Annotated in this window: 26 protein-coding genes; 12 read left to right on the top strand and 14 right to left on the bottom strand. The window is 71.2% G+C overall.

Going from position 1 to position 24,206, the window contains the following annotated elements; translation table 11 throughout:
• From I6J71_RS12110 to I6J71_RS12085, 6 genes are all read right to left on the bottom strand, one after another.
• Positions 1 to 1,530, bottom strand: coding sequence for a YHS domain-containing protein (locus I6J71_RS12110; protein WP_204094804.1), 1,530 nt, complete (start codon positions 1,528 to 1,530; stop codon positions 1 to 3).
• Positions 1,531 to 1,533: 3 nt separating this feature from the next.
• Positions 1,534 to 1,818, bottom strand: a complete 285-nt coding sequence (locus I6J71_RS12105; RefSeq protein WP_204094803.1) for an MmoB/DmpM family protein — start codon at positions 1,816 to 1,818, stop codon at positions 1,534 to 1,536.
• Positions 1,815 to 2,831 carry a phenol 2-monooxygenase gene (locus tag I6J71_RS12100; protein ID WP_204094802.1) on the bottom strand — a complete coding sequence of 339 codons (1,017 nt, stop codon included), beginning with the start codon at positions 2,829 to 2,831 and terminating at the stop codon, positions 1,815 to 1,817. The genes I6J71_RS12105 and I6J71_RS12100 overlap by 4 nt, the downstream gene beginning before the upstream one ends.
• Positions 2,832 to 2,845: 14 nt before the next feature.
• Positions 2,846 to 3,244 (bottom strand): hypothetical protein, encoded by a 399-nt coding sequence (locus I6J71_RS12095; RefSeq protein ID WP_204094801.1) that lies wholly within the window; start codon positions 3,242 to 3,244, stop codon positions 2,846 to 2,848.
• Between the two features lie 136 nt (positions 3,245 to 3,380).
• On the bottom strand, positions 3,381 to 4,274 hold the full coding sequence (locus tag I6J71_RS12090) for a LysR family transcriptional regulator (RefSeq protein ID WP_204094115.1): 894 nt from the start codon (positions 4,272 to 4,274) through the stop codon (positions 3,381 to 3,383).
• A gap of 31 nt (positions 4,275 to 4,305) precedes the next feature.
• Positions 4,306 to 5,532 (bottom strand): NAD(P)/FAD-dependent oxidoreductase, encoded by a 1,227-nt coding sequence (locus tag I6J71_RS12085; RefSeq protein WP_204094800.1) that lies wholly within the window; start codon positions 5,530 to 5,532, stop codon positions 4,306 to 4,308.
• A gap of 370 nt (positions 5,533 to 5,902) precedes the next feature.
• Between I6J71_RS12085 and I6J71_RS12080 the strand changes: the two genes are divergently transcribed.
• The 3 genes from I6J71_RS12080 to I6J71_RS12075 are packed head-to-tail and all read left to right on the top strand — an operon-like array spanning position 5,903 to position 7,095.
• The gene (locus tag I6J71_RS12080; protein ID WP_204094799.1) at positions 5,903 to 6,496 is read left to right on the top strand and encodes a fumarylacetoacetate hydrolase family protein; all 594 of its coding nucleotides are present in this window, start codon (positions 5,903 to 5,905) and stop codon (positions 6,494 to 6,496) included.
• On the top strand, positions 6,397 to 6,672 hold the full coding sequence (locus I6J71_RS50585) for a fumarylacetoacetate hydrolase family protein (RefSeq protein WP_370542206.1): 276 nt from the start codon (positions 6,397 to 6,399) through the stop codon (positions 6,670 to 6,672). Before I6J71_RS12080 ends, I6J71_RS50585 begins: the two co-directional genes overlap by 100 nt.
• A gap of 9 nt (positions 6,673 to 6,681) precedes the next feature.
• Positions 6,682 to 7,095 carry a cupin domain-containing protein gene (locus I6J71_RS12075; protein ID WP_204094798.1) on the top strand — a complete coding sequence of 138 codons (414 nt, stop codon included), beginning with the start codon at positions 6,682 to 6,684 and terminating at the stop codon, positions 7,093 to 7,095.
• A 41-nt stretch (positions 7,096 to 7,136) separates the two neighbouring features.
• Here the strand turns inward: I6J71_RS12075 and I6J71_RS12070 are convergent, their stop codons facing one another.
• The gene (locus I6J71_RS12070; RefSeq protein ID WP_370542205.1) at positions 7,137 to 7,613 is read right to left on the bottom strand and encodes an Rrf2 family transcriptional regulator; all 477 of its coding nucleotides are present in this window, start codon (positions 7,611 to 7,613) and stop codon (positions 7,137 to 7,139) included.
• A gap of 119 nt (positions 7,614 to 7,732) precedes the next feature.
• Between I6J71_RS12070 and sigJ the strand changes: the two genes are divergently transcribed.
• Together sigJ and I6J71_RS12060 are read left to right on the top strand one after the other, a co-directional pair.
• Positions 7,733 to 8,626 (top strand): RNA polymerase sigma factor SigJ, encoded by an 894-nt coding sequence (gene sigJ / locus I6J71_RS12065; protein ID WP_239154704.1) that lies wholly within the window; start codon positions 7,733 to 7,735, stop codon positions 8,624 to 8,626.
• A gap of 3 nt (positions 8,627 to 8,629) precedes the next feature.
• A complete protein-coding gene (locus I6J71_RS12060) occupies positions 8,630 to 10,033 on the top strand; it encodes a PLP-dependent aminotransferase family protein (RefSeq protein ID WP_204094796.1) in 1,404 nt (467 codons plus the stop codon).
• 56 nt (positions 10,034 to 10,089) lie between these two features.
• On the opposite strand, the gene I6J71_RS12055 is transcribed toward I6J71_RS12060, so the two are convergent.
• Complete coding sequence (locus I6J71_RS12055; protein ID WP_204094795.1) at positions 10,090 to 10,941, bottom strand: NAD(P)-dependent oxidoreductase; 852 nt, start codon at positions 10,939 to 10,941, stop codon at positions 10,090 to 10,092.
• A gap of 508 nt (positions 10,942 to 11,449) precedes the next feature.
• Between I6J71_RS12055 and I6J71_RS12050 the strand changes: the two genes are divergently transcribed.
• The 3 genes from I6J71_RS12050 (at position 11,450) to I6J71_RS12040 (ending at position 13,291) form a co-directional block, all read left to right on the top strand.
• Positions 11,450 to 12,208 carry an SDR family oxidoreductase gene (locus tag I6J71_RS12050; RefSeq protein WP_204094794.1) on the top strand — a complete coding sequence of 253 codons (759 nt, stop codon included), beginning with the start codon at positions 11,450 to 11,452 and terminating at the stop codon, positions 12,206 to 12,208.
• A gap of 217 nt (positions 12,209 to 12,425) precedes the next feature.
• Positions 12,426 to 12,848 (top strand): hypothetical protein, encoded by a 423-nt coding sequence (locus I6J71_RS12045; protein WP_204094793.1) that lies wholly within the window; start codon positions 12,426 to 12,428, stop codon positions 12,846 to 12,848.
• A 149-nt stretch (positions 12,849 to 12,997) separates the two neighbouring features.
• Positions 12,998 to 13,291 (top strand): hypothetical protein, encoded by a 294-nt coding sequence (locus I6J71_RS12040; RefSeq protein ID WP_204094792.1) that lies wholly within the window; start codon positions 12,998 to 13,000, stop codon positions 13,289 to 13,291.
• On the opposite strand, the gene I6J71_RS12035 is transcribed toward I6J71_RS12040, so the two are convergent.
• The 6 genes from I6J71_RS12035 to I6J71_RS12010 form a co-directional block, all read right to left on the bottom strand.
• Complete coding sequence (locus I6J71_RS12035; protein ID WP_204094791.1) at positions 13,267 to 13,560, bottom strand: hypothetical protein; 294 nt, start codon at positions 13,558 to 13,560, stop codon at positions 13,267 to 13,269. The genes I6J71_RS12040 and I6J71_RS12035 overlap by 25 nt on opposite strands.
• A gap of 63 nt (positions 13,561 to 13,623) precedes the next feature.
• Positions 13,624 to 14,502, bottom strand: coding sequence for a Gfo/Idh/MocA family protein (locus tag I6J71_RS12030; protein ID WP_204094790.1), 879 nt, complete (start codon positions 14,500 to 14,502; stop codon positions 13,624 to 13,626).
• A complete protein-coding gene (locus tag I6J71_RS12025) occupies positions 14,499 to 15,653 on the bottom strand; it encodes an ROK family protein (protein ID WP_204097003.1) in 1,155 nt (384 codons plus the stop codon). Before I6J71_RS12025 ends, I6J71_RS12030 begins: the two co-directional genes overlap by 4 nt.
• A gap of 27 nt (positions 15,654 to 15,680) precedes the next feature.
• Positions 15,681 to 16,538, bottom strand: coding sequence for a carbohydrate ABC transporter permease (locus tag I6J71_RS12020; protein WP_239155332.1), 858 nt, complete (start codon positions 16,536 to 16,538; stop codon positions 15,681 to 15,683).
• Positions 16,539 to 16,543: 5 nt separating this feature from the next.
• A complete protein-coding gene (locus tag I6J71_RS12015) occupies positions 16,544 to 17,545 on the bottom strand; it encodes a carbohydrate ABC transporter permease (protein ID WP_204094788.1) in 1,002 nt (333 codons plus the stop codon).
• A gap of 10 nt (positions 17,546 to 17,555) precedes the next feature.
• Positions 17,556 to 18,968 carry an extracellular solute-binding protein gene (locus I6J71_RS12010; RefSeq protein ID WP_204094787.1) on the bottom strand — a complete coding sequence of 471 codons (1,413 nt, stop codon included), beginning with the start codon at positions 18,966 to 18,968 and terminating at the stop codon, positions 17,556 to 17,558.
• Positions 18,969 to 19,118: 150 nt separating this feature from the next.
• Between I6J71_RS12010 and I6J71_RS12005 the strand changes: the two genes are divergently transcribed.
• Genes I6J71_RS12005 through I6J71_RS11990 form a run of 4 tightly spaced genes read left to right on the top strand, consistent with a single transcriptional unit; the run spans position 19,119 to position 24,149 of the window.
• Positions 19,119 to 20,174: a zinc-binding alcohol dehydrogenase gene (locus tag I6J71_RS12005; protein ID WP_204094786.1), complete on the top strand. Its 1,056-nt coding sequence runs from the start codon at positions 19,119 to 19,121 to the stop codon at positions 20,172 to 20,174.
• Entirely contained in the window at positions 20,174 to 20,971 is a 798-nt protein-coding gene (locus tag I6J71_RS12000) for a sugar phosphate isomerase/epimerase family protein (RefSeq protein WP_204094785.1), read from the top strand. Before I6J71_RS12005 ends, I6J71_RS12000 begins: the two co-directional genes overlap by 1 nt.
• The gene (locus tag I6J71_RS11995; protein WP_239154702.1) at positions 20,968 to 22,269 is read left to right on the top strand and encodes a hypothetical protein; all 1,302 of its coding nucleotides are present in this window, start codon (positions 20,968 to 20,970) and stop codon (positions 22,267 to 22,269) included. Before I6J71_RS12000 ends, I6J71_RS11995 begins: the two co-directional genes overlap by 4 nt.
• On the top strand, positions 22,266 to 24,149 hold the full coding sequence (locus I6J71_RS11990; RefSeq protein WP_204094784.1) for a glycogen debranching N-terminal domain-containing protein: 1,884 nt from the start codon (positions 22,266 to 22,268) through the stop codon (positions 24,147 to 24,149). The genes I6J71_RS11995 and I6J71_RS11990 overlap by 4 nt, the downstream gene beginning before the upstream one ends.
• Positions 24,150 to 24,206 lie beyond the last annotated feature (57 nt).

The following is a 24,206-nucleotide window of genomic DNA, read 5'->3' as shown; positions in this document are numbered from 1 at the left end:
TCAGGCTCCTTGCTTGACGTCGCCGTCGTGCCAGCCCAGCCACGACTCGTGGTCGGGCGAGCCCTTGTACTCGCCGTTGTCGCCGTCCTGGATGCCGTACCACTCCAGGACCTCAGGCACCGATGGGCCACCACAGTTGCCCTGGTAGATCTGGTGCACGGGCAACCAGGCCTGCACGTACTTCTCCGGTTCGCGCTCGAAGATCCACTGGCAGCCGTCGCTGCAGGTGTGGAACGTCTCGCCGCGGAACTCGCTGGTGCGGAACGAGATCCGGCCCGGGTCGTCCTTTTCGGTGAACGCCATCGGGACCTGGCAGATCTGGCACAGCTGCGGCAGGCCCTGGAAGAACACCCGCCCGCCTTCGGCTTCGATGCGGTGGTGCTTCTCCCACACCGGACGGTAGTAGCGGTCGAACGTCTCCGGGTACTGCTCCGCGAGCCAGCTCATGTGCGATTCGGCCGGCGCCTGCGTGGTGAACGAAGCCGCGAAGGAGAAGTTGTGCAGGATCTTGTAGACCTCGTGCGAGAGCTTGTCCTTCTCGGCGATGGCGTCCTCGACGTGCTTCGGCGGTTTGATGCCGTAGAACTCGAGGTCCGGGAACAGGCCGCCGAGCATCTGGTCCTCGAAGTAGAGCTCGAACGCCTCCTTCCAGCTCATCACCGGCTTCGGCAGCATGTAGTCCATCATCCCGGCGACCAGCGCGGACATCCGGTACGCGCGCCAGAACCACTTGTCGATCCAGGCCTGGATGATCGGCACGTTGGCCTCGTCCTGCTCCAGCAGGAACTTGATGGCCTCCAGGCCGAGCGTCATGTGCCGGCTTTCGTCGGACTGCGCCGAGAAGCCGAACGACATGGTCGGCATGTCGCCGTTGAAGCTCGCACCGCTCATGAACGGCACGAACAGCAGGTTGGTCAGCAGGTACTCGAAGCTGAACGAGATCGAAATGAGGAACTCGAACGGGCCGGCGGTGATCGCGTCGTCGAACAGTGACTTGGGCACCGAGAGGTACCAGACGCGGTCGTGCATCTTGGACCAGCTGTGGAAGCCGCCGTAGTACTTGTTGTAGTTGCTGATCGTGTGGATCTGCGTCTGGCAGTGGCGCAGTTCGTCGATGCTCTGGCACAGCGCAGCGAAGCGCGGCGCCGGGCCTTCGAGGAACCGCGCGAGGTAGGCGAAGTGCCGGTGCGCGGCGTACTCCAGCGGCGTGACGCCCTGGATGAACAGGCGGATCGCGTTGAGGTAACTGGCGTCGGCGAGCCCGAGGTGGCCCTGGCTCTGCGCGAAGCCGTCGATCACGGCGTAGAGCCGCTTGTCTTTTTCGGCCTGGTACTTGTAGTACGCGTCGACGGTGAGCCGGAACGGGTCCTCCCAGCCGTCCCAGTCGTGGACCTTGATGCCCTCGTAGCTGGTGTACGGGTAGAGCTGTTCCTTGGTGACGTAGCTGGGTTCCCAGTCGAGGTCACGGGTGAGCAGCGAGTAGCGCTCCTTGAGCGGCAGCTTGCGGCGGCGCGGTTCGGTCTGAGTCATGTTCTAGTGCTCCCACTTCACGATGATCCGGTCGTCGTCCCACTCGGAGAAGTTGCCCGCGTACGAGACGATGGCGAGCTGGAACTCGCCCGTCTCCCACTCGCGCCCGAGCTCTTGTTCGACGGTGTCCCGGTTGATCACGATCTGTCCGGCGGCCTGCAGCTTCACCAGGCCCGGCAGGTGCCGGACGGTGAGCTCCGGGTTGTCGGCGCGGATGGCCGCGACGAGGCTGCGGTTCTCTTCGGACTCCTGGATGTCGATGCCGACCTGGCGCAGGGTCTCGCTCACGCCGCACCTCCCGTGATCCCGGCCCAGCGCTGCTCGGCTTCGGTGGTCGTGCGCGCGAGGGCCTCGACCGTGCCCGCTGCGGCGAGCTGCTGGTCGACGACGCGCGCGATTTCGGTGGCGGCCTCGTGGGCCAGCGGGTTCCACGTGGCGACGATGCGGGCGAGGTGCTCGCGGTTCGCGTCGCCGAACTCCTCGTCGGTGGCCCAGGCCTTGATCAGCGCGTCGAGCCACTTGCGCTGGTCCTTGAACCAGGTGTGCAGGTACTGCGTGAACAGGCTGTACGCGCCAGCGCCGGTGGTGAGCGCGACCTCGTCGAGCTCGCGGTAGAGCACCGGGTAGACGAGCGAATCGACCAGGTCGATCGCCACGAGGCCCTCGGCCCAGTCCGGCGCCGCCATCGCTTCTTCGGTGAAGCGGCGCAGGGGCTGCAGGTGTTCGCCTTCCAGCCACTCGCGCTTGCCGACCTGCAGCAGGTCGCCGGTGCCGCCGCCGAGCGCGATCCCGACGCGCGAGAGCATCTGCGCGTTGCCGATGCGGTCGAACGCGGCGAAGCTGCAGCACTGCTCGATCGCGGTGCCGTAGGCGAAGCGGGCGCCGCCGACACTCACCATCTGCGCGCCGGATTCGTAGTGGCGCAGAGGAAGCACGGCCGTCGTCAGCACCGTCTGCCACGGCGTCGGCAGCTTCGCCAGCAGCTCGCGCTGCTCGAGATAGGCCATCTGCTTGGTGAACTCGTCGTGCAGCGTCGCGCGGTTGGTGACGTAGGGCGTGTAGTAGAACTGCCGCGGATCCGTGTAGCTGTAGGGATCGGCGAGCTTCAGCACGCTGTAGTCCGCGTCGTAGATCTCGCGGTGCTCGTCCCACGTGGGCCGGTAGTGGAAGTTCTCGCGCGGCTGAACGTCCAGCGTGCCTTCCAGGTAGCGGCTCGCGGGCTGGTCGCCGAGCCGGTCGATCACGTTCTGGTAGCTCTGGCGCTTCGGCTCGATGACCTGGTAGCGCAGTTCGTATTGCATGGATCCTCTTCCGGTCAGTGGTGCACGGGAGCAGTCAGCAGGCTCAGCAGCAGCGCCCGGAGTTCTTCCTCGCTCGCGAGCCGCCGGGGATCGCCTTCGGGTTCACCGGCGATGACGAGGCAGGCGACGGCTTCCCGGCCGGCGATCGCGGTGCGGATCCGCGCACTGCGGTCGGCGAACCCGACGGTGAACGCGAGTTCGCCGTCGCCGCTGTCGTCGACGAGGCTGAGCACTTCACCGTGTTCACGTAGAACTGCGTTGGCTTCGCTGACCATCTGCTCGGCGAGCGACCGGATGATCACCTGCTCGTCGGTGGCCACGGCGACGCTTCGCGAGGCCGCCGGTTCGGTGGCCGGCACGGGAGCTTCCGCCCCGTCCAGCAACGACTGGACCGCCAGCATGAACGGGGTCACGGCTCCTCCTTGAGTCCGGGAAAATGCAATCGATGGGAAAATGCGCTGTTTCCCGATTGTTTCCGACCGATTGAGAAAGCGGAAATACCTGGATCCGAAGAGTTGATAGGCGGGACTTCTCAATCCCGGGTTGCGGCTAGCGCGGGCCGCCGAGGAGGGTGTGGGTGCGGGAGAGGACCCTGGCCACGTGCGGGGAGTCCTCACCCGTGCGCACGGCGACGGCGAGCTGCACCTCGCGGGTGGTGCCCGCCAACGGCCGGTACTGGCATCCGGTGATCTGCAGGTGCCGCACCGACGCGGGCACCAGCGCCACCCCCAGCCCACCGGCCACGAACGAGACCAGCGTGGCCGTCTCCCCGACCTCCTGCACCACCGAGGGCACGAACCCCGCCTGCTGACACGCGTCGAACACCGCGTCGTACACCACCGACCGGTGCCGCGACGGGTAACAGATGAACGGCTCCTCCCGCAGCTCGGCCAGCCGCACCGTGTCCCGCGCCGTGAGCGGATGACTCGCCGGCAACGCCGCGATCAACGGCTCCCGCCGCAACACCCGCACCACCAGCCCCGGCTCCCGCACCGGCGGCCGCAGAAACCCGATGTCCAGGCCCCCCTCCACCAGCGCCGACACCTGACCCGGCGTCAGCATCTCCCCCTTGAGCGCCAGATCGATCCCCGGGAAATCCCGCCGCAACACCCGCGCCAGCGACGGCAACAGCTCATACGTCGCGGATCCGGTGAACCCGATCGCCACCCGCCCCACCTCACCCTGCGCGATGCGCCCGGCCTCCACCCCCGCCGCATCCACCGACGCCAGCACCGCCCGCGCCCGATCGAGATACCGCCGCCCCGCCGGCGTCAGCTGCACCTTGCGGGTCGTCCGGGCCAGCAACTCGACCCCCAACTCGGTCTCGAGCTGCTTGACCTGGTGCGACAAGGCCGGCTGCGCGATGTGCAGCCGATCCGCCGCCCGGCCGAAGTGACACTCCTCGGCCACCGCGACGAAATACCGCAAATGCCGCAACTCCATCCCGACCTCACTTCTCGCAGCCGGCCCGGGCTCAGCCCGCGGCGAGCGGTTCGGCGGGCTTGTACTCCGGCAGCTCTCCCCGCGGGCCCGCCTGGTTCAGCAGCTCCGCCGGGTCGTCGACCGGCGGGTAGATCCACTGCTCGTTGATCGTGCGCTTGAGGTCCTTCGCCAGGTGCTCGGTCATCTGCACCTCCCGGTCCCACCCGGAGGTGACGACCGCGCCGGCCGGGCCGAGCGACAGGCACGTGACGTACGGGGCCGGCTGGAAGGTCACCAGCGCCTCGTCCAGCAGGTCCGCCGCCACGTTGTGGCCGGCGAACTTGCCCTGCGGCATGGCGTGCTGACAGCTCTGCATCACCACGCGGCCTTCCGCGGGCGAGACCGCGGCGGCGGTGTCCCCGGCGGCGTACACGTCCGGCAGGCCGCGCACGCGCAGGAACTCGTCGACCTCGAGCCGGCCGAGGTGGTCCTTCGCGCCGGGGATGAACTCCGTGAGCGGGCTGGCCGCCATCCCCGCCGTCCACACGACCGTCGCGGCCGGGATGACCGTGCCGTCCGACAGGCGTACCTCGTCGCGCGCGACTTCGTCGACGCTGACGCCCAGCCGGACCTCGACGCCGAGGTCCGCCAGCGCCTTCTCGATCGCCGGGCGCGGTCCCTCACCCAGCTCCGGGCCGACGGCGTCGAGGCGCTCGACGAGCACCACCCGCACGTCGTCGGCCAGCTCCTCGAGCCGGCCGACCAGCTCGGTGGCGATCTCCAGGCCGGTGAACCCGGCGCCCACGACCACAGCCGTGAACTGCCCGGGCTCGCGCGCCCGCTCCGGGAGGCGGCGCAGGTGCGCGTCGAGCCTGGCCGCGCCGGCCAGGGTGTCGATGTCGAAGAGGTGCTCGGCACCGGAGAGGCCGGGCCGCACGACCTGGCTGCCCGAGGCGAGCACGAGCCGGTCGTAACCGACCTCGGTGGTCGTGCCGTCGCGCCGGACGGCGGTGACGGTGCGCGCCCCGGTGTCGATGCCGGTCACGGTTCCGGCGACGCGGCGCACGCCGATCGGCCCGAGCACGCGGTCGAGCGGCACCCGCATGCGGTCGGGATCGGCCTCGTAGAGCCGCGGGCGGATGATCAGGTCGTCACCCGCGGTGAGCACGGTGACCTGGAGGTCCTTTTCGGACAAACCGCGGGCCCGGCGCAGCTTCGCCGCGCTCGCGGCACTCCACACGCCGGCGAAGCCGCCGCCCACAATCAGGATCCTTGACATCCGGATTTCCCTTCTGCGCCTCCGGCGCTGGTCAGGTTAACTCGCCGCCGGCTCCGCAACCAGCGGGAAGCCGCGGGGCGGCCACACTCGGCCGTCCTCGGCTGTGGGGAACACTACGAACCTGGATATAAGATGTCAAGGTTCTACTCGGCCGCCGACCGGAGCGTTCGAGCACCCTGAATCGATCCCAACTCGCAGGTAATCCCATTGCGGCACAACCCGGACAGAGCGCGCGGACGATCCCGGCGCGAGTGCGGGTCGCGAACCTCACCCCGCGATTCATCGACGGGAACGCGCCATTCATGCGCGTTCCGTCTCAACCGAGCGGTCCGAAGTGGAGCTACGCCCACCACAGGAGAGGAAGACCGGCGTGAAACTGACCACGATCCGCACCTGCGGCGGCACCCGGGCGGCCCGCGCCGAGCGCGACGGTACCCTCGTCGAACTGGCGTGGCCGGACGTCGGCACGGCGCTGCGCGATCCGTGGTGGCGGAGCGTCGCGCGCACGGCCGCGGGCTCCGTGCACGAGGCGATGTTCAGCACCCGCGCGCCGCTGGTCCTGTCGGCCGGCCGGATCTGCTGCGTCGGCCGCCTCAACCGGACCGCGACGTGGCTGCCGGCGACCCTCGTCGGCTCCCGCGACGAGATCCGCTTGCCACCCGGTCCGGGCGCGGACTGCGAAACCCACCTCGCCGCCGTGCTCGGCGCGCCGCTCCACCGCGCATGCGAACCGGCGGCCGCCGCGGCGATCGCCGGGTTCTCCACCCTCACCGCCGTCACCACTCCCGGCGGTGGCACCCTCTCGTTCGGGTCGGCGCTCGCGACCCCCGACGAACTCCCGGCGGCGCCCGCCCACGCGTCACCCTGCGCGAGATCGTCGACGGCGCGGTCGTCCGCGAAGCCACCACCGCCGGCCTCGACCCGGTCGACGTGGTCCGCCGGCTGTCGCACGCCGCGCCGCTGAGCCCCGGGGACGTCGTCGCCATCGGCATTCCCGGTGGCCCCCGGAGACAGCTGGGCGCACACTGCGTGCTGGAGACCGAGATCGACGAGATCGGCTTCCAGGAGAACGAACTGCGGCAACCGGTCCAGGAAATCGAGTCCCGAGTGGACCGGCGCGCGCGAACGTCACGGGCTTAGCCTCGCCGTATGAACCAACCATCCGGTCCGAGCAACAACTACGAGAACCTCCTGACGCAGACGCCGCCGTTCGTCCCGGAGGGGGCGCACTTCATGGTCGGCACCGTGACGGTGCCGCCGGGTGATCCGGGCAGCGGCCCGCACCGGCATTCCGGGCCCGTGTTCGGCTACGTGCTCGAAGGCCAGATCCTCTTCGAACTCGAGGGTGAGGAGCCTTACCCGATCAAGGCGGGCGACGCGTTCTGGGAGCCCGGCGGCGACGTCGTGCATTGGCAGGCCGCCAATCTGCTCGACGACGCGCCGAGCAAGTTCGTGGTGACCATGGTGTGCGCACCCGACGTGCCGATGATGACGTTCCTCGACGAGGCGGAGATGCGCGAACGCGACCACCTGCGCCACCCGTCGGCACGCCGCTTCTCCTGACCCGCGCCGGCCTGCTGTCCCCCCGGGGACGGCGGGCCGGGTCAGGCGCGGCCGTACGCCTTGCGGGCGAGACGAGCGGCGGACGGCGCGTAGCCGTCCACTTCGGCGCGGATGTCCGCGATCGTCTGCGCCGCCAGCGCCCGGCGCCACTGCGCCTCGGCCTGCTGCATCGCGGCGTCGATCGCGCACTTGCGGCGGAACGCGCTGCGGGGCGCGTCCTGGCCCATGCCCTGCCGGCGGATCTCGGTGCACTGGAACGCGGTTTCGCGGCCCTCGATCGCGGCGACCACGTCCATGAGAGTGATGTCCTCAGGGCGCTTCGCGAGCAGGAACCCACCGTGGGCGCCGGGGACCGAACGCAGCAGGCCGGCCCGGACGAGCGCCTGCAGCTGCTTGTTGAGGTAGGCGACCGGGAGTTCGAAGCTGCTCGCGAGCTCCGCCGTGGGCACGGGCCTGTCGTCCTCGAGCCAGGCGAGCGACAGCAGGACGTGGACGGACCACTCGACGCCCCGGTTCATCCGCACGGCCGCCACCCTAGACAACCTGGACCTCGGGAGTCAAGGTTACCCCGCGGTTGCCGCTCCACGGCGACGCCTGCCACCATCGGAAGCCCCTGCAGCGCGCGAGGAGCAGCGAAGTGACCGAAGTGGCCGACGGCGGGCTGACCGACGCGGTGGCGGCCTTCGAGGCCGCGCGCCCGCGCCTGTTCGGCATCGCCTACCGGATCCTGGGGACGGCGGCCGACGCGGAGGACGTCGTGCAGGACACGTGGATCCGCTGGCAGCGCACGGGTCGCACGACGGTGCGCAACGCCGAGGCGTTCCTCGTCACCACCGCGAGCCGGCTCGCGCTCACCGCGTCGAGCTCCGCGCGGGCGCGCCACGAGCTCTACGTCGGCCCGTGGCTGCCGGAGCCGGTCCCGACCGGCGAGGACACCGAGCACCTCGTCGAGTGCGACGAGGCGTTGGAGCTGGCCGTGCTCCTGCTGCTCGAACGGCTGACCCCGCAGGAACGCGCGGTGTACGTGCTGAAGGAGGCGTTCGACTACCCGTACCGCGACATAGCGGAGTTCCTCGACGTCACCGAGGAACACGCACGGCAGCTCGGGCACCGCGCTCGCGCCCACGTCGCGCGCGAGCGCGGCGGGCGCGTGAGCCCCGCCGAGCGCGACCGGCTGCTGCGGGCGTTCCTCGCGGCCGCGCAGCGGGGTGATCCGGCGCAGCTGCAGGACATGCTCGCGGAGAACGCCGTGGCCTATTCGGACGGTGGCGGAGTCGTCACCGCGGCGCGGAAACCGGTGGCGGGGCGCGAGCGCGTGGCGCGGTACCTCGTGCGGACGGTCGGGATCTACGGGCAGCACGTGCAGACCGAGTTCGTGGAGGCGAACGGGCAGCACGTCGTCTACGTCTCGCGCGCGGGCCAACCGCTGGCGACGGTCTGGCTCGACGCGTCGCCCGAGGGCATCGACCAGGTGTGCTTCGTGGTGAACCCGGCCAAGCTCGCCCCGTTGGCGGCGGCCCGCGGAGGCTGAGCAGTGCCGTCGTGGGACAACCCGCTGGGGCTCGACCTGCACATCGACGTCGGTGGTGAGCTGGGGTCGCGGTCGATCGCAGCCGCGCTGCGCGAGGCCGTGACGTCCGGGCGGCTGCCCGCCGGCACGCGGCTGCCCGGTACCCGCAGCCTGGCCGACGACCTGGGTATCGCGCGCGGCACGGTCGTCGAGGCGTACGCGCAGCTCGTGGCGGAGGGGTGGCTCGTGAGCACGACCGGCTCTGGCACGCACGTCGCCGAAACGCGGCTGCCGGCGGCGAAAGCCACGCCCGAGCCGTCCGGCCGGCGGTTGCTGGACCTGCGGCCCGGGCGGCCGGACCTGAGCCTGTTCCCGCACCGGCTGTGGGCGGCGAGCGTGAAGCGCACTCTGACGGCCGCGGAAGGCTCCACTTTGGACTACGGCGACCCGGCCGGGCTACGGGTGCTGCGCGAAGCAGTGGCCACGTACGTTTCCCGCACCAGGGGCGTCCGGGCGGAGGCGGAAGCGGTGGTGATCACCAGCGGGTTCACGCACGGGCTGGCGCTGCTGGCTCGGGCGTTGCGGGAGACGGGCGTGCGCACGATCGCCACCGAGGACCCCGGTATGCCGCACCACCGGCGGATGATCGAGGGCGCCGGCCTGGCGACCGCGCCGCTGCCGGTGGACCCGCACGGCGCCGACCCGGGCGCGATCCCGGCCGGCGCCCGCGCGGTCCTGCTCACGCCGTCGCACCAGCACCCGCGTGGCGTCGTGCTGAGCCCCAGCCGGCGAGCCGCCTTCCTCGCCTGGGCCGACTCGTGCGACGGCCTGCTCGTCGAGGACGACTACGACGGCGAGTTCCGCTACGACAAGCAGCCCGTCGGCGCGCTGCAGGCCTCGGCGCCGGAGCGGGTCGTCTTCGCGGGCAGCACGAGCAAGGCCCTGGCGCCCGGCCTGCGCATCGGCTGGCTCGTGCTGCCCCAGCGGCTGCGCATCCCCGTCCTCGACGCCCTCCTGCTCACCGGCGCCACGGTCGCCGCCCCCGGCCAACTGGCCCTCGCCGACCTGTTCGAACGCGGCGACTACGACCGGCACGTGCGCCGCGCCCGCCACACCTACCAGAAGCGACGGGCCGACCTCGCGGCCCGCCTCGCCACCCTGACGGACGTTCCGCTCGACGGCGTCCCCGCCGGCCTGCACGCCCTGCTGCCGCTGGCCACCCCGGTCGAGGAGAAACGCCTGACCGACACCGGGCTCTCCGCGGGCCTGCGCGTCCAGGGCCTCCACGCGGCCGGCTACTGGCACTCGGCCCGTCGCTCGAAGGCCGGCCTGATCATCGGCTTCGCGTCCCCGCCGCAGCACTCGTGGCACCCGGCGCTCGACGCGCTGACCCGGTTACTGGACGGAGCCGCGATCGCCCCCTGGTGACCCCCCATCAGGCACTTCGGCACCTGATCGCTGAACTTCGGTGCACCGGCAGCCGGTCAGGCCTTCGCGAAACCGTCGCGCCACGACGGCCACGCCGGTACCCAGCCGAGTTCCTTGCGGGCCTTCCGGTTGTCCGCGCCGCGCGCCCACCCGGTGCGCTCCCCCTCGGCCGGCGCCGGTGCCGGCTCACCGATCGCAGCGCAGAACACCGGCACCCACTCGACGCCCGGCGCGGGGTCGTCGTCGCAGACGTTGACCGCGCCGGTCGGCCAGGTGAGGGCCGCGAGGGCGGCCGAGGCGGCGTCGTCGACGTGGACGAAGCTCGTGACGTCCGCGTTGGCGGGTAGCCGGCCGGCCGCGGCGAGCTGGGCCATGAGGCCGCCGGCGGTGTACCAGGTGCCGGGGCCGTAGAGGGTGCCGTAGCGCAGCACGACCCACTCCGGCAGCTCGGCGACGGCGGTCTCCAGGTCCGCCACGCCCGTCACGGTGGCGACGCGGTCGGGCGCGCCGTGCAGGTCGAGCGGGACGCCCTCCGCGGCCGGCGCGGCGCCCGGTTCGTATGCCCACGAAATGCTCTGCGCGACCATCCGCCGCACGCCCGCGGCTCGGGCGGCGTCGACCAGATTGCGCGTGCCGACCGTCCGCAGCCTGGAGTTCGCGGCCCGGTCGCCGGCCGCGAGGTCGGTCAGCTGGTGCACCACGACGTCCGGCCGCGCGGCGGCGACGGCCCCCGCGAGGCCCGGCGCGTCGTACACGTCGCCCAGCACCGCGTGCGCCCCCAGCCCGGTGATGGTGTCGGCCGACGCCTGGCCACGCGCGAGCCCGACCACCTCGTGGCCCGCGGCGAGCAGCTCCGGCACCAGCCGCCGGCCGACCACGCCGGACGCCCCGGCGAGGAAGATCCGCATCGTCGTCCCCCTGTTCAGCGCCCGGCCCGCGAGAGCCCCCGCGGCGGCGAGTCGATCACGTGTGTCATGACCCCAAGCTAGGCCGCAACGCCGGGCGACCGGTAGTCCACTTCGCACTCCCCCGGCTGGACCGGTTCACGCGGCACACCTGCGGCAGCGTCGCGTACCACACGTCACCGGAACCGCGCAGGTACCGCAGGAACTCTTCGAACGCCATGATGCGGTGCGCACGATCACGGGCGGGTGCACCGTCGCCGAGGGCACGTCCGCGGGCGCGCGTAGTCGAAGATCTCCCGCCACCGCGGGAAAACGGGTGCCGCTGATCCCCACTCCGACGACGAGTGCGCGCCGGTCCTGTTCGATGGTCATGCGGCGAGCGTAGAACCGACTGACCGAATTTCTCATTCGGTCAGTCGAGGGATGGGTCACCGCGACCGGCTGTCACGTTCTACGCGGCTGCGCAGTCTGGGCAGTGATCCACACCCGAGAGGAAACGGGGGTTAGACCGATGCGAGTGGCAGTCGCCGGGGGGACCGGCATGATCGGCACGCTGGTGGTGCAGGGACTCACCGCGGCCGGGCACGAGCCGGTGGTGCTGGCGCGATCGCGCGGCGTCGACCTGACCACGGGCGAAGGGCTGGCCGGGAAGCTGACGGGGTGCGACGAGGTCGTCGACGTCACGAACGTCGTGGCGGTGCGGAAGAAGCCGGCGGTCGCGTTCTTCGCCGCTGCCACGCGCAACCTGCTCGAGGCCGCCGCCTCGGCCGGGGTGCGGCACGTGGTGGCACTCTCGATCGTCGGCATCGACGACGTCGACCTCGGTTACTACTACGGCAAGCGCAAGCAGGAAGAGCTCGTCCGGCAGGGACCGGTGCCGTGGACGATCCTGCGGGCCACGCAGTTCCACGAGTTCCCGGAGCCGCTGCTCGAAGGCGCGCGCGGGCCGTTCGTGGTCGTACCGAGCGAACTGTCGCAGCCCGTGTCCGCGCAGGAGGTGGCGAACACGCTGACCGCGCACGTCGGCAAGGCCCCCGCGGGCTACGCGCGCGAGCTGGCCGGCCCCGAGCAGCTGCAGATGGGCGACATGACCCGCCGCCTGGTCAAGGCTCGCGGGTCACGCAAGATCGTCATCCCCGTGAAGCTGCCGGGCGCGGTCGGCAAGGCGATGACCGGCGGCGCGCTGCTGCCGAAAGCCGAGTACACGCGCAGCGAGCGCACGTTCGAAGAGTACCTGAACCGGGTCCGGCGGGAAGCCGGCCGAGTGTGAGCCCGATGACCGCAATCCCACTCGCACCCGGCGCACGGCGATGCTCGTGCTGCCCGGCACCGGCGGGGTCGACCTCGCGGTGCCGCCGCGGGTCTCCGGGCCGTGGCCCGGCGTCCCGGTGGCCATGCGCGCGGCAATTATCCACAGTGGACGAGACCGGCACCGTCATCGCCACCCCACCGCCGTACCGGCTTGCTCGCCGGGGAAAGGAAAACCCATGTACACCCTTATGATCCGGATCGCGCTCGCGATCCTGCTCCTCGAAGCGCTGATCGTGGGCGGCTGGAACCAGTTCGCTCCGCAGGGCTTCTACGACAACGTCCCGACCGTGAACCTGAACCCGCCGTTCAGCGACCACTTCGCCCACGACTTCGGGGGCGCGCTGCTGGGGATCGGCGCACTGCTGCTGATCGCGCTGATCAAGCCGAAAACGCACTACGTCGTGCCCGCGGCGGTGGCGTACTCGGTGTTCGCGGTGCCGCACTTCTTCTTCCACCTGTTCGAGACCATGACCGACAGCGCGGGCCAGCTGGTGCTCCTCACGACTGCCAACGCCGTGGTGGGCGTGCTCGGCCTCCTGCCGATCCCGCTGGCCCTGCTGCGGGACCGGCGCTTCGCCGCGCGCGCGGCAACAGCCTGACCGCGCCCGTCTCGGGGTCGTCGGGCAGCGTCCCGGCGACCCCGAAGACGTCGCGCCGGTTCTTCCCACTGGACAGAGTGGACAGTGGCCGCTTCGCCGGTGCCCACAGCCGCAACGGTTGCGCGCGTCGGTCACCGGACGCCGGTGGCGTGGCCGCGTTTCCCGGGATCGGGCCACCCGTGCGCCGCACCGGGACCGGCCCCAGGACGAGCGCACCGCCGGCCGGCACCGGTACCGCGTTCTTCGCCACCGCGGCGCCACCGACCGTGGTCAGCATCGCCACGCAGAACACGGCCAGCACCGCGGCCGACGTGCGCGCGGCCCAGCGTCGCGCCACTGCCGCTGAGCAGCCACGCGCACAGGACGGTCTCCGTGATCGTCGCCACGACGGCGAGCGGTGCGACGAGCGGGAGGGCAGCTACGGCACGAGCGTGCCGGTGTAGGTGGTGAAGCTGCTCCAGCCGCCCCAGGTGACGCCGCTAGTCCCCGGGGCGCCCAGCCCGCCGAACCGGTCGGCCACCGCGCCCCCGAAGTCCGCGGCGAGCAGCACCGCGGTGACCCCGCCGAGCACGACCGCGCGTTTCCGCAGTAGCGCCGCCGCCCTCGTCGCCACGGCCGAAAGGCCCACCAGCAACGGAATCGGCCCGGGTGGCGACCCGGCGATCGCGTACGCGACCTCGAACACCCACCCCGCCGAAGACGACGACGGCACCGGTCCGGAGTTCTCGTTCGTTCGTGCGGACCAGACCACGCGGGCGCGGCGGACGTGACAGCGTCAGGCGGCGAGCGACTCCTCGGCCTGGGCGATCAGCTCCTGCAACCGCACCCCTCGCCACACGTCCAGCTCGGGCGAGCGGCCCGTGCGCACCGCGGCGGCGAACTCGGCCCGCAGGATCGGCCAGGCTGCGCTGTGGTCGATCGTCGCCGTGTCGTAGCCGAGTGCGCCGACGGCGCCGAAGAGTTCGACAGTGGTGCGGGCGCGGTCGAGACCGATCACGCCGGACAGCGACGCCTGGCTGACGGCGCCGCTCTCGTGCCGGCACGTCAGCTCGATCCACCGGGTCGAGTCACCGGCGGCCCGGATCTCGCCGATCGGGCCGAGGGTCGTTTCGAGGAGGTCGAGCAGGTGCGGGCCGAGATCCGGCAGGGCACCGTGCTCCAGGCGCCACCCCGTGGCCAGGTCGCCGCCCAGGAAAGCACCGTGGAGGTAGCACGAGCGCGCGCCCACGGCGTCGAACGCCCGGGCGCGTTCGATGAACCGCCGGGTTTCCGGGAGGTACCGCTTGGTCAGGACCAGCTGGCTCACCACACCCGCGGCTTCGACGGCTTCGGCGAGTTCGCGGGCCGCCGGTACAGTGAGCGCCACCGGCTTCTCCAGCAACACCGCCTTTCCGGCGCGGGCCGCGCGCTGTGCCAGTGCGGCCTGGACGTCCGGCCGCACCGCGAACGCCACGGCCTCGCATTCGCCGAGCAGCTCGTCGAAGTCAGTGGTGCCCTTCGCGCCGTGGGCAGCCGCGAGTTCCCCGGCAGCTTCGGCACGCCGGGCGTACACGGCGGTCAACGTGGTGTCCGGTCCGGCGGCGAACGTCGGCGCGTGCATGGTGTGCGCCCACGGCCCCGCGCCGACGAGGCCGATCCGGACGGGTTCGGTCACGACATCCCTTCCCTCGCCAGCCGCTCGTCGACGGCCGCCGGGGCGTACGCGGCGTCGAGCACCATCGCGTGGGCACCGTAGAGGCCGGCGAGCTCCCCGAGGCTGCTGCTGGTCACCTGCAGGTGCCGCGTCGCCCGGGGCAACGCCTTCTGGTAGATGACCTCGCGGACACCGGTCACGAAGTGCGTGTCGGCGAGGTCGCCGGCGATCACGAGCACCTCGGGGTTCACCATGCACACGACCGTGGTCAGGACCTCACCGACGAGCCGGCCGGCCTCGCGGGCGAGCTCCACCGCCTCGGGGCGTCCCGCGGCCAGGTGCGCGGCCAGCTCGCGACTCGACGTGGCCGGCACCCCGCGCTCGGTGAGCCGCCGCGCCAGCGCGCCCCCGCTCGCCACGGCCGCGAGGCAGCCGCGCGAGCCGCACATGCAGACCGCGTCGTCGTGGCCGGGCAGGCGGATGTGCCCGATGTCGCCGGCGCCGCCGTCGACGCCGCGCAGCAGCCCGCCGTTGAACACCAGCCCCGACCCGATGCCCGCGGAAACCTTGACCAGCACCAGCGGTGACGCGTCCGGGTAGTGCTGGGTGTGTTCGCCCAGCGCCATGATGTTCGCGTCGTTGTCCACCAGCACCGGCACGGCCCAGCGACCGGCGAGGTCATCGGCGATCGAGTAGCCGTCCCAGCCGGGCATGATCGGCGGCTGGCGCACGGTGCCTGTCTCGAACTCGACCGGTCCTGGCACCCCGACACCGATGCCCCGCACCTGGGCCGATGGGCGGCCGGTCTGTTCGATCAGCGCGCGGAACCGGGCGTCGAGCGTGTCGAGCACCGGAACCGGGCCTGCGGCCACCTCGAGGTCGATGCGCTCCTCGGCCAGCCGCCGGCCCTCGAGGTCGACGACGGCCAGGCGCGCGTCCGCCGTGTCGAGATCGGCGGCGAGCACGACGCCTTCGTCGGTGAACTCGAGCAGCACGGACGGACGGCCGCCCGTCGAATCCTCGGTGCCGTGGGAACGCAGGTACCCGTGGTCGAACAACGGCTTCAGGCGCTGCTGCACGGTCGACCGCGACAGCCCCGTGTGCTGCTGCAGGTCGGCGCGCGTGCGCGCCCTTCCCGTGCGGACCAACCAAAGCAGGTAACCGGAAGACATCGTCACCGGTGCAACTGTAGTGATCTCCTACCCCTTTTCCGCGCCCGTGGTGAGCCCCTCGGACAGCAGCCGCTCCGCCGCGAAGAACAGGATCACGATCGGGATCGTCAGCACGACCGACCCGGCCATCAGCACCGTCTTCGGCACTTCGAGCCCGCCCGCCAGCTGGGACAGCCCCAGCGACACCGTCCACTTCGAGCGGTCCTCGACGAGGAACAGCAGCGCGAAGAGGAACTCGTTCCACGCGATCATGAACACGTACAGACCAGTGGCGACGATCGACGGCGCCGCCAGCGGCAGCGTCACCCGCCACATCGTGCCCAGCCGGCCGTTGCCGTCGATCGCGGCCGCTTCCTCGATGCTCTCCGGGATCGTGGTGAGGTAGTTGCGCAGCATGTAGATCGACACCGGCAGCGCCTGAGCCACGTACACCACCAGGAGCCCCACCAGAGAGTCGCGCAGGCCCGCCTTGCTGAACACGACGAACAGCGGGATCGCCAGAAGGATAGACGGAAACAGGTAGACCGCCAAGAACAGGAAGTGCACCTGCTTGCGCCCCGCGAAGCGCAGCCGGCTGGCCGCATACGCACCCGGCAGCGACAGGGCCAGCGTGACGAGCACCGTGCCGACCGCGACCAGAGCCGAATTGCCGAGCAGGCTCAGCAGTCCATCGCCTCCGTCGGCCACGGACTCGAGCACCGTGGTGTAGGTGGAGACGGTGAAGTCCGAGAGCTTCGGCAGGATGTCGCCGGGGTGCTGCAGCAGCGAGTCCTGGGAGCGCACCGAAAGCAGGGCCATGTAGTAGAAGGGGAACAGCGTCGCGATCGCGAACAGCACGATCGTGACCCAGCGGAGCACCCCGAACAGGCGGGTTTCGAAGGTCATCCGGTTCACGCGCGATCCTCCGGGGCGAAGAACTTCAGGTAGACGGCCAGGAACACGACCAGCACCACCGCGAGCACCAGCGCCTGCGCGGCCGCGCCGCCGATGTCGAACTGGGCGGTGAGGAAGTCGTAGACCCGCACGCTCAGCACGTCCGTGCCGGCCCCGCCGCCGGTGAGCAGGTAGACGTCGTCGAACTTGTTGAACGTGAGGATGAACCGCAGCACCGAAAGCAGCGCGAGCACCGGGTACAGCTGTGGCAGCAGGATGTGCCGGAAGCGCTGCGTCGGGGTGGCGCCGTCGACCAGCGCGGCCTCCTCCAGCTCCCCGGGTACGGCCTGCAGCCGCGCCATGAGGAACAGGAACGTGAAGGGGAAGTAGCGCCAGCCTTCGAACGCGATCACCACCAGCAGCGCCAGCGGCACGTGCACGTGCCAGCCGAAGAGCGAGAGCGTCGAGGTCTGCTGGCTGAGGAAAGCCACCGGCTTGTCCCAGCCGAAGACGCTCTTGCCCCACGCGTTCACCACACCGAACTGGGGGCTGAGCATGATCTCCCAGACGAAAGTGGCCGCCACGACCGGCGAGACGTAGGGCAGCAGCATCGCGCTGCGCAGTAACCCCCTGCCGCGGAACGGTTTGCGCAGCGCGAGCGCCGCGACCAGCCCGAGCGCCAGTGACAGCACCGTCCCGCCGACGGTGTAGACCAGCGTGGTGACGAGCGAGCTCCACATGTCCGCGGAACCGAGCACCTTCGCGAAGTTCTGCAGCGTGAAGCGCCCGAAGATGCCTTCGCGTTGCAGCGTCGCCAGGCGCAGCCGCTGGAACGCCAGGACGATCGTCCACACCACGGGCAGGACGACGACCACCAGCACGATGATCAGCGTCGGGGAGAGCAGGACCAGCCCGGCCCTGCTCTCCTGCTGCCGCAGGGTGAGCGCTCGCCGCCGTGGGGGCCGGCCGGTCGGCTCCGCGGAGGCGGGCCGGTTCCGGACGGTGTGCGCCGAGGTCATCCGCTTTTCCCTACTTCAGTGATTTCTGGATGTCCTGGACCGCGGCGCTCGCCTGCTTCGCCGCGCCGGAGGGGTCGACGGTGCCACCGGTCATCGCGCTGACCGCCTTGGGCACCGGCAGTTCGGCCAGTGAGGCACCGGCCAGTCCGCCCTGGCCCTGGGGAATGCCCCACTGCTGGAAGCTGTCCAGGCTCGTCTGCAGCGCCTGGATCACCTCCGCCGGGTACACGGCGCTGAGCGGCTTCTTGGCGTCCGTGCCGACCGGCAGGGCCGACCACGCCTTGGTGAACTTGCCGGGCTCCGACGCGGTGCCGGTGCGAGCGGGGATCTTGCCCTGCGGCGCCAGCCCGAGCCAGCCGGCGTAACCCTGGTCCAGCATGTAGCTCACGAACTTCTGGGCGTTCGCCGCCCGGTCGCCTTGCGTGATGACCCACGAGCCGAGCTCACCGAAGTTCTGCGCGGCCGAGCCGTCGGGTCCCTTGATGGCGGTGACGAACCCGGTGTTCTTCGCGAGGAACGTGGGATCCGCCTGGCACTGCGGGCAGCTGGGCGCGGCGTCCTTCTGGAGCCCGGCCAGCTGGGGCAGCAGGTAGGAGGACCAGACGGTCATCGCGGCCTTGCCCGCGAAGTACGTCGCCCGCGTGGAGTCGACGTTCTGCGCACCGGGCACGGAGTAGCTGTGCACGAGGTCGCTGTAGAGGGAGAAGGTGTTGACGCACGCCGGGCTGTCGAGGGTCACCTTCCCGGTCCGGTCCACGAGCTGGCAGCCGTTGCCCAGCGCGAAGTCCTCGAAAGTCTGCTGGGTGAAGGCGTCACCGGGGTCGGTGGCGATCGAGATGCCGGCGACGTCCCGGGAGTTCAATTTCTGCGCCGCCTGGCGGATCTTGTCGAACGAGTCGGGCGCCGGCAGGCCGGCCTTGGTGAAGAGGTCCTTGCGGTAGACCAGCAGCTGCGGCCAGCCGTCCGAGGGCACCGCCAGCTGTTTGCCGCCGCTTGTGTCCATGTCCAGTGCGCGGCCCGAGAAGGTGCCGGCGCCGAGGTCCTTCACCACCGCGGCCGCGGCATCGGTGTCGACGAGGTCGTTGACGGCCATCTCGTTGACGCCGGTGAGCGAAAGCCCGCCGATCGCGTCGGGCAGATTGCCGGCGGCCGCGGCCGAGGTGACCAGCTGGCTGAACTGGTCCTCGTCGAGGCCGACGATCTTCACCTTCACGCCGGTCTGGGCGGTGAACTGATCCGCGATCCGCTGCGCCGCGGCGACGCGGTCTGACTGGTTTTCCATGCTCCAGACGGTCAGCGTGCCGTCGCCGCCGTCACCGGAACCGGAGCCGCAGGCGGTCAGCGCGCCGCCGGCCACCACCACGGCCGCCAGTGCGGCGGCCGATCGGGCCGGGACTCTCGTTCGCCCTCGTGCTGAAGACATCGGTGCTCCTTTGCGTCGTGCCTGGCGACGATCACAGCACCAGTTACGCGTTAAAGCAAGACAAGTTATGTAGATTTTTTGGCATAAGTGGGGTAGCTTCTGCCCGGCGAGTAGCCATAAATGATCAACAAGGTGGTTGAGGAGGCCCTGGTGGGCACGGTGGTTCAGTTCGTAGGCCCTCGCCGGGTCGAGGTGGCCGAAACGGGGCCGGAGGAGCTGGGAGCCGGGTCGGTGCGGGTGCGCACGCTGTACTCGGGCATCTCGGCGGGCACGGAGCTGACGGCCTACCGCGGCACCAACCCGTACCTCACCCGGGTGTGGGACGAGCAACGGCGGCTGTTCGTCGAAGGCGACGTGAGCCAGACGTACCCGGTCGTCGGCTGGGGGTACTCGGAGGTCGGCGAGGTCACGGAGGTCTCGCCCGATGTCGCCGGTTCGCCCGGCGCCCCGGCCGTCGGCGACGTGGTGTGGGGGATCTGGGGGCACCGCAGCGAAGCGGTCGTCCCGGCGGCCAAGCTCTCCGGCCACGTGGTTCCCGCGGGTCTCGAACCGCTCGCAGCGTCGTTCGCGCGGGTCGGGGCGGTGGCGCTGAACGGCGTCCTCGGCGCCGACGTGCACCTCGGCGAGACCGTCGCCGTGTTCGGCCAGGGCGTGATCGGCCTGCTCGCCACGCGGCTGGCGACGCTCAACGGCGGCCGGGTCGTGGCGTGCGACACCATCCGGTCCCGGTTGACCATCGCCGAGGAGTTCGGCGCCGTGCAGACGGTGGATGTCACGGCTGCGAGCGCCGCGGAACAGGTTCGGGAGGCGACCGGCGGCCGCGGCGCGGACGTCGCGATCGAGCTGAGCGGCACCCACCGCGCGCTGCACGAAGCCGTCCGCACGGTCGGGATCGGCGGGCGCGTGGTCGCCGCCGGCTTCTACCAGGGCGATGGCACCGGCTTGCGCCTCGGTGAGGAGTTCCACCACAACCGCGTCGAAATCGTCGCCTCGCAGATCGGCGGCGTCCCGTGGCGGCTCGCCGGTCGCTGGGATCAGGACCGGATGAACCACACGTTCCTGCGGCTGGCCGCCGACGGCGTGGTGGACCCGGTCCGGCTCGTCACCCATCGCGTCAAGGTCGGCGAGGTGCAGCAGGCCTACGAACTGCTCGACGAACGCCCGGCCGACGCTTTGCAGGTCGTCCTCGACTACACGGAGAACTGATGTTGAAACTCGCCTGCCAGGAACAGCTGCTGCCCGGCAACAACCTCGAAGCCAAGTGGGAGTTCGCGACGGCGGCCGGGTACGACGCCATCGAACTGCGCGGCAAGAAGGACTTCGCCTTGCAGCAGCGCCTGCCGGAACTGCACCGCGCGGCGCGCACCGGCGTCGTGATGCGCACCGTGTGCGTCGACATGCTGCACTTCTTCGCCGCGTTCGACCCCGATCTGCGGGCGGACGCGATCAAGCAGATGCGCTCGCAGCTGTCGGTGATCGCCGAGCTCGGTGGCGTCGGGGCGATGACGCCGGCGTCATACGGAATGTTCTCCCGCCGGCTGCCGCCTTTCGAACCGCCGCGGTCTGAAGCCGAAGACCGCGAAGTGCTGCTCGCGGGCCTGACCGAACTGGGCGAGCACGCGAAAGCCGAGGGTGTGCTGCTACTGCTCGAACCGCTCAACCGGTACGAGGACCACATGGTGAACCGCCTCGAGCAGGCGGCCTCGTTGATCGACGAGGTAGGCCTGGACTCCGTGCGGATCGGCGCGGACACCTACCACATGAACATCGAAGAGGACGACCCCGCGGACTCGATCGTGCGCTTCGCGCGCTACATCGCCCACGTGCAGGTCAGCGACTCGAACCGGCTCCAGCCCGGGGCGGGCCACCTCGACTGGCCCGCCGTGCTCGGCGCGCTCGCCGCCGTCGGTTACGCGGGCGACCTGGCACTGGAAAGCCGATTGCGCGGGGAAGCCGCGGACGCGGTGGCCTCCGTGCCGCCGTTCCTGCGACGGCTCGCATGACCGACGACCTCGCCCGGCGCGCGCGCCGGATCCTGCTCGCCAACTGGCGCCGCGGGTTCACCGTGCCCGCCCAGGGCCTGTACCCGCACCAGTGGAGCTGGGACTCCGCGTTCATCGCGCTGGGGTTGCGCCACCTGTCGCCAGTCCGTGCGCAACGCGAGCTCGAGTCGCTCTTCGGTGCCCAGTGGGCGGACGGGCGGGTGCCGCAGATCGTGTTCAACCCGGCGGTACCCGCGGACGCCTACTTCCCCGGGCCGGATTTCTGGGGCCCGGGCGTGCGGCAGCCGTCGACCGGCCTCGTGACGTCCGGGCTCGTGCAGCCGCCGGTTCACGCGCTCGCCGCGTGGGAGGTGCACCGCGCCGATCCCGTGACGTCGGCACGTCGCGGCTTCCTGCGCCGTCTGTACCCGCGCCTTCGGCTCTGGCACGAGTACCTGCTCGGCCGCCGTGACCTCGGCGGCGACGGCCTCGTGTGCGTGATCCACCCGTGGGAGTCCGGTTTGGACAACAGCCCGAGCTGGGACGAGCCGTTGAGCCGGATCACGCCCGTCGCACCCGCCACGTTCGTCCGGCGCGACCTCGGGCACGCCGGAGCGGGCGAGCGGCCGACCGACCTCGACTACGGCCGGTACGTGCGGCTCGCCGCGGACTACCGCGACGCGGGTTTCGCCGACGCGCTCGCCAGTTCCGCGTTCGCCGTGGAGGACCCGCTGACGAACGCGCTGCTGTCGGCCGGGGAAACTGCGCTCGCCGCGATGGCCGAGGAGATCGGCGCCGACCCCGCGCCGCACCGCAGGCGTGCCGGCGCGCTGACCGACTCGCTCGTGGCCGAGCTCTACGACCCGGGTGAGGGCCTGTTCTTCGCCCGCGACGCGCACACGAAGACATTGCTGCGAAGGCGCACGGTCGGTGGTTTGGCGCCCCTCGTCGTGCCGGACCTCCCCGTCGTCGAGGAACTGCTGAAGACCGCGCGCGGCGAGCACTTCCGGCTCGGCGAGGTCAGCCCGGTGCCGAGTTACGACCTGACCGCGGCGGACTTCGAAGGAGCCCGGTACTGGCGGGGGCCGGGCTGGTTCAACACCGGCTGGCTGATCTGGCACGGTCTGCGCGGCCACCGGCACGAAGACCTCGCCGGCGGGCTGCGCGACGGCATGCTGGCCGCGATCCGAGTGGCCGGGTTCCGCGAGTACGTCGACCCGATCACCGGCGCCGGCCACGGCAGCGACGATTTCAGCTGGACCGCCTCGGTCGCGCTCGACCTGCTCGCGGTGCCGGCGGCGGACGGGCGGGCGGCATGACCGACCACACGCTCGTGCGCGGCACGACGTTCCTGATCGCCGGACCGGAGGCCGACGCCGTCGCGGGTACCCAGGGGTTCTACGTCGACGACACCCGGCACCTGTCGCACTGGTCGTTCAGCGCGGGCACCGGCTCGTCGCGGGTGCTGAGCGCGGTGCGGGACCGCCAGTCGACGAGCGTGATCCTCACCCCGGCGACGCCGCGCAGCGAGGATCCCGCCTACACGGTGTTCCGCGACCAGGCACTCGGCGCCGGTCGGCTCGTGGAGGAGGTGCGCGTCCGCAGCCACCTCGCGGTGCCCGGCACGGTGACGCTGTCGTTCGAGTTCGCGGCGGACTTCGCGGATCAGTTCGAGCTGCGCGGGACCGGCCGGTACGAACGGCCCGGTACGTTTTCCTCGGCGGTTCGGGGGGACGGCTCGGTGGCGCTCGGGTACGAGCGCGCCGACTACCGCAAGTGGACGGTGGTGCGGTCATCCGTTCCCGGTTCCCGCACCGAGGGCCGGATCGGCTGGACGCTGGAGCTCCCGCCCCACGGTGAGGTGTCGGTGCTGGTCGAGGTGCTCGCCGGCGAAGGCACCGCCGAGCGGCCGGGCGCCCCCGTCGCTGTCGCCGACGTGGTGGCGGACGCCCGGGCCGACGCCGAGCGGTTCAGGTCCGGTGTGGACGTTCCCGGACCGGAGTGGCCGGAGCTGCGGGGCGCTGTCGAGGCCGGGCTCGCCGACCTGGCGGACCTGCGCGTGCCGGCACCGGGGCGGCCCGATCTGCGCATCCCCGGCGCGGGTGTGCCGTGGTTCCTGACCCTGTTCGGGCGGGACAGCTTGGTCACGTCGATGTCGGTGCTGCCGTACCTGCCGGAGTTGGGGGCCGCGACGTTGCGCGCGCTCGCGGGTGTGCAGGGCACCGTGGTCGACCCGGTGCGGGTCGAAGAGCCGGGCAAGATCGTGCACGAAGTGCGCCGCGGTGAGCTGAGCCGGTTCGGGCAGACGCCGTACGGGCGGTACTACGGAACCGTCGACGCCACTCCGCTGTTCCTGATGCTGCTGGGCCGGCACCGCCGCGTGGCGGGCGACGGCGTGGCCATCGAACTCGAGGCCGCGGCGCGCGCCGCCGTCGACTGGATGTTCCGGTACGGCGGGCTCGACGAGCACGATTACCTCGTGTACCGCACGGACGGTCCCGGGCTGGTGCACCAGTGCTGGAAGGACTCGGCGCGCTCCATCTGCTTCGCCGACGGCGAGCTCGCCGAGGGGCCGATCGCGGTGTGCGAAGCACAGGGTTACGCCTACGAGGCCCTGCTGTCGACAGCGCAGCTCGCGCGTGAAGTCTGGCGCGATCCGGCGTATGCCGACCGGTTGACCGACCGGGCTGCGCGGCTGCGGGCCGACTTCGAGCGGGACTTCTGGCTGCCGCGCGAGGACTTCGTCGCACTGGCGCTTGACGGGCGGCGGCGGCAGGTCGACGCGCTCGCCTCGAACGCCGGGCACGTGTTGTGGTCCGGCATCCTGTCGGCAGATCGTGCGCGTCAAGTCGGCCGCCGCTTGGCGGAGCCGGACTTCTTCTCCGGCTGGGGCATCCGGACGCTCGCTGCGGGACAGGCGCCGTACCACCCCGTGTCGTACCACAATGGCGGGGTGTGGCCCCACGACACGGCGATCGCGGTGGCCGGGCTGGTCCGCGCCGGGCTCACGGCCGAAGCGACGCAGATCGCCGAAGGTCTCGCCGCCGCCGCTGCCCGGCAGCCGGGCCACCGCCTGCCGGAGGTGCTGACCGGCTACGCACGCGGCGAGGTCTCCGACCCGGTGCGGTACCCGCACTCGGCGTCCCCCCAGGCGTGGGCGGCGGCGGCCCCAATGCTGATCGTGACGGCGCTGCGTTAGGCCGTGTGTGCCCATTTTGGCGCGGTGGCCGGCGGCCATTCCGCCCGCCGCCGCGCC

The sequence above is a fragment of the Amycolatopsis sp. FDAARGOS 1241 genome (assembly GCF_016889705.1).
Taxonomy (GTDB): Bacteria; Actinomycetota; Actinomycetes; order Mycobacteriales; family Pseudonocardiaceae; genus Amycolatopsis.
This window is presented reverse-complemented; position numbering and strand designations above follow the sequence as displayed.

Coding starts and splice junctions, on each gene's coding strand:
- I6J71_RS12110 (WP_204094804.1), bottom strand. CDS start 1,530: ATGACTCAGACCGAACCGCGCCGCCGCAAGCTGCCGCTCAAGGAGCGC.
- I6J71_RS12100 (WP_204094802.1), bottom strand. CDS start 2,831: ATGCAATACGAACTGCGCTACCAGGTCATCGAGCCGAAGCGCCAGAGC.
- I6J71_RS12090 (WP_204094115.1), bottom strand. CDS start 4,274: ATGGAGTTGCGGCATTTGCGGTATTTCGTCGCGGTGGCCGAGGAGTGT.
- I6J71_RS12085 (WP_204094800.1), bottom strand. CDS start 5,532: ATGTCAAGGATCCTGATTGTGGGCGGCGGCTTCGCCGGCGTGTGGAGT.
- I6J71_RS12075 (WP_204094798.1), top strand. CDS start 6,682: ATGAACCAACCATCCGGTCCGAGCAACAACTACGAGAACCTCCTGACG.
- I6J71_RS12070 (WP_370542205.1), bottom strand. CDS start 7,613: ATGAACCGGGGCGTCGAGTGGTCCGTCCACGTCCTGCTGTCGCTCGCC.
- I6J71_RS12055 (WP_204094795.1), bottom strand. CDS start 10,941: ATGCGGATCTTCCTCGCCGGGGCGTCCGGCGTGGTCGGCCGGCGGCTG.
- I6J71_RS12050 (WP_204094794.1), top strand. CDS start 11,450: ATGCGAGTGGCAGTCGCCGGGGGGACCGGCATGATCGGCACGCTGGTG.
- I6J71_RS12045 (WP_204094793.1), top strand. CDS start 12,426: ATGTACACCCTTATGATCCGGATCGCGCTCGCGATCCTGCTCCTCGAA.
- I6J71_RS12025 (WP_204097003.1), bottom strand. CDS start 15,653: ATGTCTTCCGGTTACCTGCTTTGGTTGGTCCGCACGGGAAGGGCGCGC.
- I6J71_RS12020 (WP_239155332.1), bottom strand. CDS start 16,538: ATGACCTTCGAAACCCGCCTGTTCGGGGTGCTCCGCTGGGTCACGATC.
- I6J71_RS12015 (WP_204094788.1), bottom strand. CDS start 17,545: ATGACCTCGGCGCACACCGTCCGGAACCGGCCCGCCTCCGCGGAGCCG.
- I6J71_RS12010 (WP_204094787.1), bottom strand. CDS start 18,968: ATGTCTTCAGCACGAGGGCGAACGAGAGTCCCGGCCCGATCGGCCGCC.
- I6J71_RS12000 (WP_204094785.1), top strand. CDS start 20,174: ATGTTGAAACTCGCCTGCCAGGAACAGCTGCTGCCCGGCAACAACCTC.
- I6J71_RS11995 (WP_239154702.1), top strand. CDS start 20,968: ATGACCGACGACCTCGCCCGGCGCGCGCGCCGGATCCTGCTCGCCAAC.
- I6J71_RS11990 (WP_204094784.1), top strand. CDS start 22,266: ATGACCGACCACACGCTCGTGCGCGGCACGACGTTCCTGATCGCCGGA.